Raw genomic sequence first — 15504 nt, 5'->3', positions numbered from 1 at the left:
CCGCGCTGTGCAATTATGAGCGTCTTGAGCTTATATTTGAGTTGATCGATGAAATAGAGAAATAAAAAAGAGAAGGGGTTACCTTCTCTTTTTTATTAATCTATGTATATATCGTAATCTTTACGCCAACCTTTATTTACTTCGTAAATACGTAGAATATTTGTCGCAAACAATTGTTTTTCTGATGTAGTATTTTGGAAATCATTCCATCGTCGAGTGTACTTTATCGCGAGGTCGTTACCGTTATCATCYTTTTGATTGGTTCTCAGTAAGCCTAACTCCCAGTGTCCACTACTAAAGTTACAATCATTTTTAATTATTGATAACTCTTTAATGAAAAATGCAGGGGATGGTAACTCTGATGTCAAAATTGATTCATTATTGACATTTTTCGCTGGAGTTAAGAATACACGCAGCATATGACGACATAGATATGAAAAACCAATGATAGAGGTTCCGTGTGTAATATAGGTACGTTTCATATCTCGAGATTTTTTCGCCCAATCCTCAACAAATACAGTTGCTACAGCACTCCAGAAGTTTTTAAGTACTTGTATGAATCTTTCACGAGTCACGTCATCCAGTTCTTGATATACACGTACACCAATAACATTTAATAGTTGACGCTGCACGTTGGTGATAAATTCAGTGATGGATGACTCTGCAATCATGCCATCTTTATTACCATTTGACTTAATCAAACCATAAAGTGGCGAATCTTCGTTACGGAATCCTAACTCTTCGCACATAGAAAGTGGGAATGCTTTTTCCGCCAATGCTGGTGGCTTATAAATCTCATCGTAAAGAGCCAAGGCATTTAATTGAACAGCTGTTAGTGGTTTACCCAAATTCAATATTAGAAATTGTTGGATGTAGTCGGATTCATTTTCCGAAATAAAGATGGATACCGGTAGAGGATAACTCTCGTGGTGGCTATTTTTTACACCACCAGAACGCTGTTGCCCATCTACAATCGCACCGGGGAGTTCACTTGATGGCAGATCTGGGTCGTAAGGGACCACCAAGTGACCGAATTCAGAACCTTCCGTGATAGGCTCAAACTTAACTGACTTGTTAAAGCCAATTACTAAGTTCGCCAGTATAGTAGAGTTTTTTGACTCCACGTAATCGGTTATTGATTCAATATGTTTCGGAAGTTCACTTCGTTGGTACCCATGTATATATTCACCTTCACGAGTGATATGTACGATCTTTGCTACATCGCGAACTTTTTTTCCCTCTATCCAACCAGTGTAAACAGTGACGCCATTTACCACTTCTTGAATAGCTTTAATTCTTAATATTTCTGACATGGATTACTTCACTACTGCCTCAAGTGATTTAATTACACGGTTTTTGTGCTTAGTAACTATCGCTAGGTTGTGGATACCACGGCGGCGGTTTGACTGATTTGATCGGAAGATAATGTTCATCAATCCTCCTTTACAAATACCACAAGTACATTGACGCCACTTTCGTTCTTCTAGGAAAGTTCGGTACTTTGCCTCTCCACGATTTAACGTAGTGAGTTTTGATGGCGTCATTTTTGAAGGTAGGTACGCTTCATTAGTTACTTTCTCGTAAGCAACTAACGCTTTTACTGTGCCTTCAAGATCTAGCGCAGTTTCATCATAGTGTCGCAGTTTTTTTAGACAGTCTAATTCGAGGCGCTTCACACACTCATTAACGGATAATGCAGTATTGGAGAGATCGATATCGAACTCGTTGTTCTCACCCATATCTCGAATATGGTTATGAAGTTCGTCACGGTATTTTTCAATATGATCTTGAACATTCTTATGGTCGCATTGACGTGCTCGAATCATTAGTGACTCTTCGATTTTCGAGGGCTCTGTTTCTTCAGAGAGTGAGTAGTACTTACCCCCTTTAAGCCCCTGCATAAGAGGCGATGTACTATCTGCACTAGTTACTCCCGCTTTGACGTAGGCAGGGATATTGTCAAAGCGGCAAATGCCTAGCAGATGAAACTCAGTTTCTGGATGACGAACTTCACTAAGGCTTTCAAGCAAATCAAGGATTTCATCTGTCTTTGCTTTGATCATACCCCCGATTGTGATTTTTCTATAGCCCATTTCTTGGAGCTCTTTTACCGAGCGAATGAATGAGACTTTGTCATAGCCATGAGCAACACCGTACGCTTCGAATGCGTAGCCATGAGACTTCTCCAAGAAGACTTCTGCGTTGTCGAGGGTTATTTTGATGCGGCGTTCACTTTCTTGGATCAATTCATGGAAAACATGTGAGCCATTGCTTTTGACGAATTCGTCTTTTGTTTCTTCGTTTTTAAAGTATGGGAAAACAATGTGGTCGAGTGAGATACCGTAATCAAAACCACCGCGATCGTAAAATTCGATGAGTTCTTCAACGGTAAACGGCGGCTCTTTTTCTGCATGGTAATCAAAAGCGCCACAGTCTCCCATTAGTTTGACATCTTGAAACTTCGATTTGTTTAGGCGCAAAAACTCTCGAGCACCTAGGAAGTAGAAGTCTTCAGTAAGTTCTTGCTCGTAGTATTTGCCACGCTTTTGCATTGTGCCAACACCCGCTAGAGAAATTAGCATTCCGTCAAATGGAAGCTCCGTCAGGATCTCGTGGGGATAATGATCATCATCATATTGGCGGTGGTACTTCGTACGAGTACCGTCTTTGCCGTCGAAACATGGGTCGACAAAATCTTTATTGTCGGGAAAGTAAAAGCGGAACTTAGTCACGATAAACCTTTTTCTGATTTAACTTGGTTGTAAAACTCGCTAAAACGTTTAACAGAACATGCATACCCATTATCTCTATATTTGCGTAGTGCTGATGTTTCAGAACTAGCACCGTTGTGTATTTCGGTTCTAATGAAATTTTTTATAGATTCAACGGGTTGAGTGATTCTCTTAGGTCTTAGTTTCGGTTTCAGCGGAGCAAACTCTTCATTAAGGGCGTAGATAGTATCACTGAAGTTTGGTTTTGTAAGATCTAATTTTTGCAGAAATAGGTGCGTAGCAATTGCAGTGATATTCATATCGGAAAGACCTAAGCCAACGCTCTTTGCCTCTGAGTGTTCGAGGACCCCTCGGGTACACTGGACGAAACATTTAGCGAAATCATTCAACGCTTTAGGTATCGACGTCGAAATGATAGCGATTTGATTTTGTGCGTTGTCAAAATGTCTTAGTGTCTCTAACAAGTCATCTTGTATTGCATGTAGATATTCATTACTCACAACAATAATGAAGTAATCGTCTTGGTTAATAGAGAACGTTTTTTGCAGCGACATGCTGGGAAGTTTAGATTCACTAATTGCTTTCCACCACTGACTTTTTGGCGTGGGCACCCTGTTTTCGTTTGCTGCAAAAGTTGCATTGTAACTTGGTAATTCAGTTTCTCCATCAATCAACCCAAACCCAGCCGAAAGTATCTTCAGTGACAAACCATGCTTTTCTGCAAGAGATCGTAAATTCGTAAATCCAGGGCCGAGATACAGGTCTCTTGCCTTAACCCTATTTTTGTTTGCCGAAAAAGATTTCTCCCATTTGTGTAGTGTTTCTTCAACTGACGTAGAAATGTGCTCCTTGATATTCATAGTCAGAGAAGCATTTTGAATCTTTCTTGATGTGCAAGGGATCAGTAAATTTATTTGGTTCATACGGTATCCATGCAAGTTTATTCGTTAGAGCGGATTTCTTTGGCTTTGAGTGTAGCTGAAAGGCGGGACTTCGTATATGCTTAGTTTTATCAGGAGGTATCTATGAAGTACTTTTTCCCCGACAGTCAAGATTTTGTAAATCCGGAATTTGATTTTGTATCCGAGAAAGTAATCAATGGTCATGTGAGACAGCGAGATGATGTGTATGCCCATGAAATAATCAAGCGTCCATATGATGGCCTTCTGATCTCGAAAGCTATTGTTGAGGGAGTTCCAGGTAGGACAAACAAAACCAGATATTCAGATGGACAAAAGTATCGACTATTTCGAGAAGGGGCGCATCGATTTTTTCGTCTTAATCGTGATTATGAAGTGATGGGGGATAGTGGTGCATTTTCATATGCTGAGGAATCAGCACCACCATATTCGATAGATGAACTAATTGACTTCTACGTGAAAGCGGATGTCAATCAGGGGATATCTCTTGACCATATTGTACTAGGGTATCGTGATGAACGTAGTCGAGACAAAGGATCCTTACCAAGAGACAAGGAGGCGCGTGTAGAAATGACGCTAGAGAATGCAAGCGTATTCCTTAAACAGTCAAAAGCACAAAATTTTATACCTTATGGGGTTGCACAGGGGTGGGACGTCAAAAGTTATGTTAATTCGGTAGTTTGTTTACAAAAAATGGGTTACGAGTTCATTACTATAGGGGGGGTAGTGACATTAGATTCAAATCAAATCTGTAAATTAATTGAAGAGATTAATAATTATTTAGCACGTGGTACAAAATTACATCTGCTTGGTATTGGTAGGCCTGAATTGTCAAAACGCTTAAAGTCTTTAGGAATATTTAGTATTGATAGTACGACCCCATTAAAACAAGCGTTTTTAAACAAAACAAAAAATTATCGTTTCGGTAGTGAAACATATAGTGCAATTCGAGTTCCACAGTCGAGTGGAAATCAAATGGTTAAACGTACGATTTCTTCAGGTCGAATAGAACAAAACCTAGTTCATGCACTAGAAGCAGAAGCAATGCAGGCACTACGTGATTATGACATGGGAATTAGAGACATAGATTCAACATTAGCAAGTGTATTAGAGTATGAAAATCTATTGATGAATCACCGGAATGAATCTTATTTTCAGTATAAGCGAACATTAGAGGATAAACCATGGAAGAAATGCCATTGTGCTATATGTAAGGTTCTTGGCATTGAGGTGATGATATATCGAGGTTCTGAAAGAAATAAGCGTCGAGGTTTCCACAACTTGCATGATTTTTATATGCATTTAAGTAGGAGTTATCAATGATCAAAAAAATGGCATTAAAAGTAGAACAAGGCTGTGATGTCGCATTATTTATAACGACAATGAATATTGTTGAAATAGAATCAATTTGTACTATTTCAAGAGTGTTTCGAACAGATAAAAATGTACTTAAAGGTTATCAAAGACCGGAGGTGCGTCAACATATTGATAATATTGCTGCTTATATTGACTCTAAAAATTCGGTGATTCCAAACTCAATTATCATATGTCTAAAAACAAAAATTAATATTTCATCCAAAAGTGATGGTACACATGAGTTAATGATTCCAAGAGTCCCAAGTAGTGCGGTATTGGTTGATGGTCAGCAGCGTGTAGCTGCTTTAAAGCAGTCTGGGCGAAAAGATTTCAGCTATCCAGTATGTATATTGATGAGTGATGATTCAGAGTTTGAAAGGCAGCAGTTTTTGTTAATTAACTCTGCGAAACCATTGTCGCGTAGTTTAATATATGAACTGCTTCCTCATGCGAGCGGTGTCTTTAATGAAAGCCTTACAAGAAGACGATTACCCTCATTGCTTACACAATTACTAAATTATGAACCTGATTCTACATTAAATGGATTGATTAAACTTACAACTAACCCTGACGGGTTAATTGCGGATAACTCGATGATGAAAATGTTAGATAACAGTCTGAGAGAGGGTGCATTGTATGACGTTTGCGAGTTAAAAGAAAATGCATACACCTTAGAGCAATGTGATGACGCAGTACAGTTGATGAGTACTTATTTTAGCGCGGTTCGAGAAGTGTTTTATGACGATTGGGGGAAAAAACCCAAGGATTCACGACTTTTCCATGGTGTTGGGATTATTTCGTTAGGGCAATTGTTTGATGAAATTTATTACTCATATAGTATAAAAAAAACATCGGAAATATTTTTTGAGTTCTGTGTAGAGAAACTTTTCCGCATAAAACCGTATTGCTCATGGAGTCAAGGTCACTGGGAGTTTGGAAAAGATTCCGATGGAGAACAGATCGTGAGAAAGTGGAACCAGTTACAAAACGTAACCCAAGACATATCGATGGTTACGAGGTACTTGACCAATATATATGAAAAACTAGAAAGGGGTGTCCCAATTGTTAAAGGTCAATGAAATTTTTGAAACGATTCAAGGTGAAGGCGTATTTACTGGTGTGCCGTCAATTTTTTTAAGGTTGCAAGGGTGCCCTGTTGGATGCGCATGGTGTGATACAAAACATACATGGGAAGTTGATTTAGAACATGAAGTTTCCTTTGATGCGGTGATAGGAAAATGTACTGAAAGTGAACAATGGGGCCAAGTCTCGGTAGAACAAGTCGTGAAGGAATGTTCAGAGCGCTATAGTGCAAAGCATGTTGTCATTACTGGTGGTGAGCCTTGCATGTATGACTTGACTAGTTTGACCTCTCGACTGGAGAGTTTCGGTTTTACTTGTCAAATTGAAACCAGCGGTACTTTTGATGTTAACGCGAGTGAGGCATGCTGGGTTACGGTATCACCAAAAATTGGTATGAAAGGTGGTTTGAATATTCAAGCACAGGCAGTCTCGCGTGCAAATGAAATCAAATACCCAATAGGAACGCAAAAAGATCTCGACAATTTGACCGATTTACTCTCAACATTTGAAACGAGAGAAAATGTTGTCGTAGCACTACAGCCTATAAGTCAAAAAAAACGAGCGACGGAACTGTGTATCGAGGCGTGCATTCAGAATAACTGGCGACTGTCGATACAAACTCACAAATACCTACAGATTGCATAGTAGAGGAAGAATAATGAAAAAGGCAGTAGTTGTTTTTAGTGGTGGTCAAGATTCAACCACTTGTTTGGTTCAGGCATTGACACAGTATGATGAGGTTCATGCGATCACTTTTGATTACGGTCAGCGCCACAAGTTAGAGATCGAAGTAGCTCAATCATTGTGCCGAGAACTCGGCGTCACCGCTCATAAAGTAATGGATGTATCCTTACTTAATGAACTTGCTATAAGCTCTTTAACGCGAGATGACATTCCTGTATCTCATGAGTTGCAAGCTAATGGTCTTCCTAATTCATTTGTTCCAGGGCGTAATATTTTATTTCTTACCCTTGCTGGTATTTACGCTTATCAAATAGGAGCACTCTCTGTTATTACTGGTGTTTGTGAAACAGACTTTTCTGGTTACCCTGATTGCCGCAATTCATTCGTTCAGGCAATGGAGAACGCTTTGCAGCAAGGTATGGAATACGATTTGTCACTAGTGACTCCTTTAATGTGGTTAGACAAGGCTCAGACTTGGGCTTTGGCGGACAAATATGAACATCTAGATCTTGTGAAGAACAAAACGTTAACTTGTTATAATGGGGTTATTGGTAGTGGCTGCGGTGATTGTCCATCATGTAAGTTGAGAGGTGAGGGCTTGAGAGCATACGAGAAGAACAAAGAACACTATTTGGGCTCGTTGTAATCTCATGGACAGTATTACCCAAGAAGCGCAGATGGTGCGTCAAGCGTTGCTAGAACATGGACTTGAAACACCGATGTTTGACAATGGCTTAAGTTCAAAAGATAAGTTTGAAATCATTGAGAAAGCGACTAGAGATATACTTGGTGCACTATCCTTAGATTTGAATGATGATAGCCTTGCTGATACGCCTAAACGTATCGCAAAAATGTACGTTGATGAGATTTTCTCAGGCTTGATTTATGAAAACTTTCCGAAGATAACAACTATTGATAACAAAATGTCTTTTGACGAGGAAGTGCTGGTGAAAGATATCTCTTTCACCAGCACTTGTGAGCATCATCTGGTGACTATAGATGGAAAGGCAACTGTGGCGTACATACCTGGTGATAAAGTGATCGGCTTGTCAAAAATTAACCGCTTGGTTCGGTTTTTTTCTCAGAGACCACAAATTCAAGAACGATTAACTTCGCAGATCTTTGTAGCCCTTAAAACCTTGCTAGAGGTTGAAGATGTTTACGTTAAACTTGAAGCAACGCATTACTGCGTAAAGAGTAGAGGGATCAGGGACACGACAAGTTCGACAACGACAGTCAAGTCAGGCGGTAAATTTAAGAAGTGAAAATGTAATTTGATTCTTCTTGGTGCCCAAAAATCCTCTAAATGAGGATTTTTATTGTTCATCGCGGCTTTCCGGGGAAAGCCGCTTTTATCTTTAAGAAGAAGTAATCAGTGTCTCTATAGCCATATCCCATCCACTTGATTAACTTTATCTTGTTATTTATCCCTTCAAGCGTACAGGTTTTCAGCGGGTAGCTTGCTGAAGCAGTGATCCCATGAAGATATGGACGGAGCTTTCGATCGAACTCCTTGAGCGGCTTAGTTCCACTCTCATTCACTTGCTCCCACCATACCTGCCATAAGTTTTTAGCCTGAAGTTCAGAGCTGCAACACCACAGTTCCTTTAATTGCGCCCCCAGTAAGTTGTCATCAAGTCACGATTCATATTCAATATTTCTGTGAGGTGGCTTTCCTGTTGTGTATTTAAATTATCCTTATTTTTCAATAATATCCAGCACGAACGCTTGACCCATTGCCTTGCTTTTTTATCCTGTTTTATCTTATTGGCTTGGTCGACTCTGACTCTATCCATCACCTCACGACCAAATTTAGCAACAACGTGGAACAAGTCGTAAACTATACGGGCATTTGGGCAAGGCTCTTGGACTTCAAGGTCAAAATCCGTATTCATATCCATTGCTACAGCTTCGATATTTTTGCCATGCTCACCTAGCAGTTCAAAGAACGGTCGAATATCCTTTCGGCTACGACCTAGTCCTATCCAGATAACCTGATGACTTTTCGCATCAGCAATGACCGTTGCATAGCGGTGTCCTTTAAAAATGGCAAACTCGTCCATGACGAGTTGCCTTAATTCACCCCATTTAACTTGCGGTACTACCTGTTGAAGCCGACGTTTATCTATCTCTTTGATTGTGTGCCAATGAACGCCAGTCACTTGGGCTATATGTTTAATTGGTAGCAGGGGCAACAACTGTTCTATATAGCTTCGTAGACGGTTAGTGATACGAGCATAAGGTTCCAACCAAGATAGTCGTTCTGTTTTAATTCCGCAGTGGCTGCACTTGATGCGTCGGGTTGAACGGTCAGTTCAACGGGAGTTCCTAACAACGTGGCTTCCTTCACGTTACGCCATTGATACTCATGTATGGCTTGAGCTTTAAGCCCGCACGGACACCTAGCGATAGAATTAAGTTTGAGAGTGAGCTCTATTAATGATGCGGCCTGATGAGACTTTACTATATGAAAGCCTACCCAGAATGAAGATAGGAAAGTATGATTCGACATGGAAACGGTAGTTTGTGTAGGTTTTGTTTGGCGATAAAACTCTATCACTTACTACCGTTTTTGTTTTCAGTTCCCGCTTATCCGCGATGAACCTTTTTTAGCGACAGTATGTGTCGCCTCTCGATGTTATTTTTATGATATGCTGTTCATATTGCATAACGAATGTGTATTTATCCTAAGCACTTCATTTCATTACGGTCTAGAGATAAATATTCCCAATATTAAATCGATTACATAGGAAATCTAAGTTGGAAGTAGGTCAGTTTGTATGTGTAGAAAATGGCTTGGGGCTAGGGAAAATTTCTAAAATTGATGGTGAGTCTGTTGTGGTCACTTATTTTGACTCTCCTATGTGTATGGTGGCGCATGAAGCGCAGTGCCATATCAATGCTGTAGATAAATCGTTGCTACTTATCGAAACGGTTGTTTCTTATTACGAACATGAAAGTGAAGAGTGGCTTACGGGCCGTATTGTTGGTGAAGCACCGCCACCGGCTGATTACTTAGTGCAGTTCCCAAATGATGAGTATCGTCATTTGCCACAAGTTGACCTTTATGTTCGTTGGGATAAACCTCTTTCCTCTCCTATTGAATGGCTAGCAAATCAACATACTTACACTCCTTACTTTCAGGAAGCACGTGTCGATTTTCACAATCATATGCTTGATCAGCGTGAAGCATGTGCTGGTGTTACTGCGGCATTGTCCTCATCAATCGAATTAGAGTCACACCAGTTGGCCGTGGTTCGACGTGTTCTCTCTGACCCTATCCAGCGCTATCTACTTGCTGATGAAGTTGGGTTGGGTAAGACTATTGAAGCAGGGTTAATCCTTCGTCAACACGTACTCGACCATCCTGACTCCCACAAGGTTTTAGTCTTAGTCCCTGAAGCTCTTTATCAACAATGGGTTCGAGAACTTTCTCAGCGTTTTCACTTAAGTGAGTTATTAGATAAGAGCGTTATAGTTCAGACTTATGACCAGTACCTGGCGGATAAGATGACCTTTGATGCAAACCTAGTACTGATTGATGAAGCGCACCAAATTGCTGAGTGGGGATGGTCAACTTCACAACAGCAGCAACAAGCTTATCAACGTATTGCTAAGCAAGTGCATTTGAGTAACAAGTTATTGTTACTTTCAGCGACACCGCTGGTTGGTAATGAGCGAAACTTCTTGGCGATGCTACACCTGCTTGATATTGATAATTACCATCTTACAGAACAAGGTGTTACTGAGTTCGGTAAACGAGTTGCACAACGCGAGAAAATCGGTGGTTTGATTCAGTCATTTACCACTAATAACATTAACCTAAAATTGCTTCAGCATCTAAAAATCCTCAAGAACACACTAGAGTCTGATAACGTTTTCTTAGCAATGGCGGAGGAATTAGAGCCTTCGTTAGTTGCATCCCGATTCAACAGCAATCGCAGTGAAGAAGCCGATAAACTGATTCGACAGATTCGCAACCATATAGCGAATCGTCATGGTGTACATCACCGTATGTTGCGCAATCGTCGTTCATCGGAAGGCATTTCTCAACTGCTTCCTGGCTTAGCTGAACATGGCTTGGAGCGCCTGACTTATTTTAGTGCTAGATTGAATGAAGCACTTGAAGCATGGCATCAGCATATGCTGATAAATGACCCTGACAGCGAGCGCTTTGCCGCAATTTATATGATGTTTGTAGAGGCGAGTTTAGGGTCTCCACAAGTGTTAACTCAGGTGGCTTATTCTCGTCTATCTCAGCACGAATTGTCTCAGCAAGATTTTCTTTTGTCAGATCAACAACGGCAGCAATTATGTTCAGCGTTAGTGCCGGATGAATCTGAATTACTTGAACAAATTATTGAACAAGGTGAAGACGCACAAGAGCAATACCTAAAAGTACTAGTTAAGCAACTTGATTCTCTAATGAGTGATACCAAAGCGGGTGTGGTTATTTTTTGTGATCACCCTTGGTCAGCAGATCAACTTAGTGCCGATATTTGCTTTAACTACTCACGCGGTCAAGTCCAGCGTCATAATCCAAATCAACCACTTCGATTTGGTAAGGATCCGGAATGTCGTGTGCTTATTTGCGATCGTCGTGCTGAAGAAGGGATTAACTTACACGGTGGGCATCGTGTAGCTATCCACTACGACATTCCGCTATCTCCTAACCGCATGGAACAGCGTAATGGGCGAATGAACCGCTATGCAGCAGATCAGTTTGCTGCGCCTGTGCGCAGTATGGTCATTGAGCCGAATGATGAGCAATCATTTGCGACTTTATGGATCAATGTGTTGGACAACTCGTTTGAGATGTTCAAGCAATCTATTGCAGGTTTACAATTTGTTATTGAAGAGCAGATGAATCTAGTGATTGAGGAATTGTTCTTAGAGGGGATTGAGGCACTAGTGAATCTCGATGAACGTCTTGTGGGTTCAGGGCAAGTATTGGAATCCGAATGGACAAGAATCCGTAACCTAGAAGCATTGATGGCTATTGATACTGATGTGCAAGAAGCACAGCAGTTTGCCTATAAACTACAAGACGTTGATGAGAGAGAAGACGAGTTTAAGGTAGTTGCTCGAGCGTGGATTAGCAAAACGTTAGGTTTTGGCTCGTTTGAAGATCGCTATGTGTATCTTCCACCTCAGCAAGCAGGCAAAGCAACAATGGTTGACGTGCACTCGCTGAAAGAGCACTGTTGTTTAGGTTTTGAAACACAAAATGCAGAGTTTCCGACACCAACTACTTATGCAATGGATTATATTCGTAGCGATGCTCAAAATGCGCATAAACGTGTTGCGCGCCTAGGTGAACCATTCCACGATGCGATGCTATCGCTCTTGCCATATGAAGAGCGAGGTTTAGCAAGTGCCATGAAGCGTGAAGTCAAAACGATGGATAAAGATAGTGAAGGAGTCGTTTTTTGCTTTGAGTACCTGGCTACCACTGAGTTTGACCCGAATGACGAATATGCATCGACTCTAGTTCGAATTAGTGATCAGCTGATGCCGCCTAAACGCTTTACCTTGTGGATGAATGCTAATGGTGAACCATTACCTGAGGAAGCGGTTAAGTTCTTTGCACAAAAATATCGCAAGAAAAAAGATGGTGGCAGTGATACTAACTTAGCTAAAACATGGTCAGATGTTGATTATTTGTTTTCGAAAGATGGGTGGCGTGAACAGTGCTTTACTATGGAAGAAAAGGCGTTGGTTTCGGTGGAGACCAAGTATCGAGAAATTCATCGCAGAGGTCTGGATAATCTAGAAAACTATCTTGTATCGGACTCTAGTTTGCCTGAGAGTTTTGTTGCACAACTAAGACAAGCCTTTGGACAACCCGTTTATAAATGCTTGGCTGCTAAAGCAGTATTTTTAGTCTCAGGTCAGTCGTCGTTAAATTAAGTAAGGGTTAGACAGTAACATGCTGCAGATTTTCCATTCCGTTCTGAAACAAGGCAGTCATAAGGGCTTCGATAAGCCGGAAAATATGACGACTGTAGAGAGTCGTGTGTGGCAATGCTTGGAAGAGAATAGCCAACCACTGGATCGCCGTGGGGCGATTGTTCATTGGTTACAGCAACAAGCAGTACAAGATCCAAGTATTGAAATTCGTGTTCCTACCGAAATATACAACCGAACGTGGCCTAAGAAACAAGATTGGCAACAAAGTAGCATTGATTGTCAGCGTTTAGGCGAAGTTTATCTACTTAGTATTGGCAGCATTTGGCAGCCTAATTGGCTAGAAGATGGCAAAAAGCCAGTTTTTACGGATACATGGGCAGAAAAGCAACGTCGTATAGCGAGTGCAGTGCCAATTGATCCAGGCGTACAAAGTGTTATGGGAGATGCTTATACACATTATCAGGCACCAGGTCAGCGTGACGCAGTGCGAGCAGCGTTAATGAGTGAACCTGGTAGTACGTTGCTGGTGAACTTGCCGACGGGCACCGGTAAAACTCTGGTGGGGCAGGTTATGACGATGTTTGCTCCGCGAGAGAATGCGTTGAGCATCGTCATTGTACCCACGGTAGCACTTGCGCTTGAGCAAGCGTCACGATATCGGCAAGAGATTTTACGCCAAGGTGGTCGTGCAGAAGACGTGTTAGCGTGGCATTCGGGGTTAGAATCGGACGAACGTAGTGAAGCTAGAAAGCGTATTCGTCAAGGTACCCAACGTCTTATAGTCACCTCTCCAGAGGCTGCTTGTAGTTCACTCACTCCTGTACTTTTTGATGCCGCCGAGAATGGCGGTTTACGTAACCTTATAATCGATGAAGCGCATTTGGTTATTCAGTGGGGGACAGGTTTCCGCCCTGAGTTTCAGCAACTTGGTGGTCTTGTTCGCGGCTTACGTAATGCCAGTATAACGAAAGGTGTGACACCTTGTTCTACCATTCTGATGACAGCCACTTTGACTGAAGATACTCGTCAGGGCCTACGTGACATCTTTGACCGTCACATGACGGAAGTCCACGCATGCCATCTTCGGCCCGAGCCTTCTTACTGGAGTGCGAAAGCTCCAGATTTAGAAACGCAAAATCAATGGGTAATAGAAGCGTTAGCTAACGCCCCACGACCACTGATTCTCTATTTCACGAAGCCAGGTGAAGCTAGACAATGGCATCGATACCTTCAAAGTCAAGGATATGGCCGAGTTGGGGAGTTCACGGGTAAAACGGGTAAAGAGAAGCGGACTCAACTTCTCGAGCAGTGGACCAACAATGAACTCGATATTATGGTCGCAACCTCTGCATTTGGGGTGGGTATGGATAAGAATGATGTTCGCTGTGTAATTCATGCAACTTATCCTGAGAACATGGACCGCTATTACCAGGAGGTTGGGCGTTCTGGTCGTGATGGTAAAGCGGCGACTTCCATCATGATCTATACCGAAAAAGATGCTCTGTTAGCCAAAGAAATTGGTACAGAAGCGGTTATCAGTGTCGAACTTGGTCATGAACGCTGGGAAAGCATGTGGGAACGAGCGGAGGCTTTGCCAGGAGGAAAGTTATATCGTGTTAATTTGAAGCACCTTGTTAAACGACTAAAAAACCAATCAAAAAGTAATCGTAGTTGGAACTTGCGTACCATCTTATTGATGGTTCGTGCGGGTGTGATTCAACTTGATGCTGTTCGACAGCAGATGCCAGAACAATTAGAAGGCCAGTCGGACGACGAGTATGAAAAAGTACTAGAGGTGGCGATGGATCAATATCGTAACTCTTTGGTCGTCAAACCTCTGGTGGCAAATCATACCGATATTGGTTTTTGGAAAGAAAACGTCGAACCTTTCAGAAAGGTCATCGCTGATGCATCTAATTCGAACTTTGAGGCACTGCGAGCATGGCTAAAAAATCCGTCAGGCCAGTCGTTGTGTCAGACGCTAACTCAGTTATATCAACTATCTGACGCGATGACGATGAAGGCGTGTGGTGGTTGCCCCGTGTGTCGACAAGGTGTAGGGCAATTACTTGATTACAGCCTACCAAAGAGTCGCATTAATCGAGATTTTCTTCAGGATTCGCATATGGTCTGGACGAATCTATCCGGGATTCAGATTCGCCGTGGCTTTTTAATGTATCAACGCCCTGATGGATCTAGAAAGGAAATACGCAACTGGGAAAAGCATGCTGTCGATGTAATTAAGCGGTTATATCAGAGTGGGGTGATTGCAAGTATTCGCTTAGACAGAGATGAATATAAAGTGCTAGAAAGGGCAGCAGAGCGTCAAGGTGGTCTGCCGTCACATTTGATTGTTCGTTTTACTGATGAAAGTAGCGAACCGTTAGCGCCACATTGGCCTGAACTTTGGATTCCATCATGGCGTGATGGAGAAAAGCACTTTGCTATGCCACGCCCGTTAAGGGGACCGAGTAAAAGTCCGTTACAACTAGTCATGGTACCTGATGACATGGTTGCTCCAAACCATCCTACGGGTGAGTTATTTGTGTTGTTGGATAACAAAAATTGGATACGTACCGAGAATTTGCTGCAATCTATTAAAGACAACAAATAGTCATGCTCATGTTCGCCTTTTCGTATATAAAAGACGATTTTTATTAAGGTCAGTGCCTCACTTAGTGAGAAATCGACATTCCTCTAGATGATACAAATAATGACCTTGCTACTAACGCCTCATCTCGAAGAGGCGTTATCGTTTTCATGGTTAACGAAGTTGTCAGTTTGAATAATGTGCATTCGGTCGAGTTTACCGATAAACG

The 15504-nt window shown here is 41.6% G+C and carries 10 protein-coding genes and 1 pseudogene; 7 read left to right on the top strand and 4 right to left on the bottom strand.

Annotation, left to right across the window (positions count from 1 at the left end; genetic code table 11):
• Positions 1-95: 95 nt before the first annotated feature.
• The 3 genes from R2S67_RS07620 to R2S67_RS07610 are packed head-to-tail and all read right to left on the bottom strand — an operon-like array spanning position 96 to position 3655.
• Positions 96-1313 carry a DGQHR domain-containing protein gene (locus R2S67_RS07620; RefSeq protein ID WP_140119865.1) on the bottom strand — a complete coding sequence of 406 codons (1218 nt, stop codon included), beginning with the start codon at positions 1311-1313 and terminating at the stop codon, positions 96-98.
• A gap of 3 nt (positions 1314-1316) precedes the next feature.
• Positions 1317-2732, bottom strand: a complete 1416-nt coding sequence (gene dpdA, locus R2S67_RS07615) for a tRNA-guanine transglycosylase DpdA (protein WP_317343033.1) — start codon at positions 2730-2732, stop codon at positions 1317-1319.
• Positions 2729-3655 (bottom strand): DUF6884 domain-containing protein, encoded by a 927-nt coding sequence (locus tag R2S67_RS07610; RefSeq protein ID WP_140119869.1) that lies wholly within the window; start codon positions 3653-3655, stop codon positions 2729-2731. The genes dpdA (R2S67_RS07615) and R2S67_RS07610 overlap by 4 nt, the downstream gene beginning before the upstream one ends.
• Positions 3656-3757: 102 nt before the next feature.
• Here R2S67_RS07610 and dpdA (R2S67_RS07605) point away from each other — a divergent pair, with 102 nt between their 5' ends.
• The 5 genes from dpdA (R2S67_RS07605) to folE are packed head-to-tail and all read left to right on the top strand — an operon-like array spanning position 3758 to position 8040.
• Positions 3758-4975: a tRNA-guanine transglycosylase DpdA gene (gene dpdA, locus R2S67_RS07605; RefSeq protein ID WP_140119871.1), complete on the top strand. Its 1218-nt coding sequence runs from the start codon at positions 3758-3760 to the stop codon at positions 4973-4975.
• Positions 4972-6087, top strand: a complete 1116-nt coding sequence (dbpB, locus tag R2S67_RS07600) for a DGQHR domain-containing protein DpdB (RefSeq protein WP_269656090.1) — start codon at positions 4972-4974, stop codon at positions 6085-6087. The genes dpdA (R2S67_RS07605) and dbpB overlap by 4 nt, the downstream gene beginning before the upstream one ends.
• Positions 6062-6736 carry a 7-carboxy-7-deazaguanine synthase QueE gene (queE, locus tag R2S67_RS07595; RefSeq protein WP_053049306.1) on the top strand — a complete coding sequence of 225 codons (675 nt, stop codon included), beginning with the start codon at positions 6062-6064 and terminating at the stop codon, positions 6734-6736. Before dbpB ends, queE begins: the two co-directional genes overlap by 26 nt.
• A 13-nt stretch (positions 6737-6749) precedes the next feature.
• Complete coding sequence (gene queC / locus R2S67_RS07590; RefSeq protein ID WP_317343032.1) at positions 6750-7421, top strand: 7-cyano-7-deazaguanine synthase QueC; 672 nt, start codon at positions 6750-6752, stop codon at positions 7419-7421.
• 4 nt (positions 7422-7425) lie between these two features.
• Complete coding sequence (gene folE / locus R2S67_RS07585) at positions 7426-8040, top strand: GTP cyclohydrolase I FolE (RefSeq protein ID WP_317343031.1); 615 nt, start codon at positions 7426-7428, stop codon at positions 8038-8040.
• A 58-nt stretch (positions 8041-8098) separates the two neighbouring features.
• On the opposite strand, the pseudogene R2S67_RS07580 reads toward folE, so the two are convergent.
• Positions 8099-9287 (bottom strand): annotated as a pseudogene (locus tag R2S67_RS07580) (ISL3 family transposase).
• Positions 9288-9535: 248 nt separating this feature from the next.
• On the opposite strand from R2S67_RS07580, the gene dpdE reads away from it, so the two are divergent.
• Together dpdE and dpdF are read left to right on the top strand one after the other, a co-directional pair.
• On the top strand, positions 9536-12685 hold the full coding sequence (gene dpdE / locus R2S67_RS07575; RefSeq protein WP_317343030.1) for a protein DpdE: 3150 nt from the start codon (positions 9536-9538) through the stop codon (positions 12683-12685).
• A 19-nt stretch (positions 12686-12704) separates the two neighbouring features.
• Entirely contained in the window at positions 12705-15299 is a 2595-nt protein-coding gene (dpdF, locus tag R2S67_RS07570; RefSeq protein WP_317343029.1) for a protein DpdF, read from the top strand.
• The last annotated feature ends 205 nt before the right edge of the window (positions 15300-15504 follow it).

It is taken from the genome of Vibrio sp. T13N, from assembly GCF_032970445.1.
Classification (GTDB): domain Bacteria; phylum Pseudomonadota; class Gammaproteobacteria; order Enterobacterales; family Vibrionaceae; genus Vibrio; species Vibrio diabolicus.
This window is presented reverse-complemented; position numbering and strand designations above follow the sequence as displayed.

What these genes read in the sequence shown, in the direction of transcription:
- R2S67_RS07610 (WP_140119869.1), bottom strand. Translation starts at nt 3,655, where the DNA reads ATGAACCAAATAAATTTACTGATCCCTTGCACATCAAGAAAGATTCAA.
- dpdA (WP_140119871.1), top strand. Translation starts at nt 3,758, where the DNA reads ATGAAGTACTTTTTCCCCGACAGTCAAGATTTTGTAAATCCGGAATTT.
- dbpB (WP_269656090.1), top strand. Translation starts at nt 4,972, where the DNA reads ATGATCAAAAAAATGGCATTAAAAGTAGAACAAGGCTGTGATGTCGCA.
- queC (WP_317343032.1), top strand. Translation starts at nt 6,750, where the DNA reads ATGAAAAAGGCAGTAGTTGTTTTTAGTGGTGGTCAAGATTCAACCACT.
- folE (WP_317343031.1), top strand. Translation starts at nt 7,426, where the DNA reads ATGGACAGTATTACCCAAGAAGCGCAGATGGTGCGTCAAGCGTTGCTA.
- dpdF (WP_317343029.1), top strand. Translation starts at nt 12,705, where the DNA reads ATGCTGCAGATTTTCCATTCCGTTCTGAAACAAGGCAGTCATAAGGGC.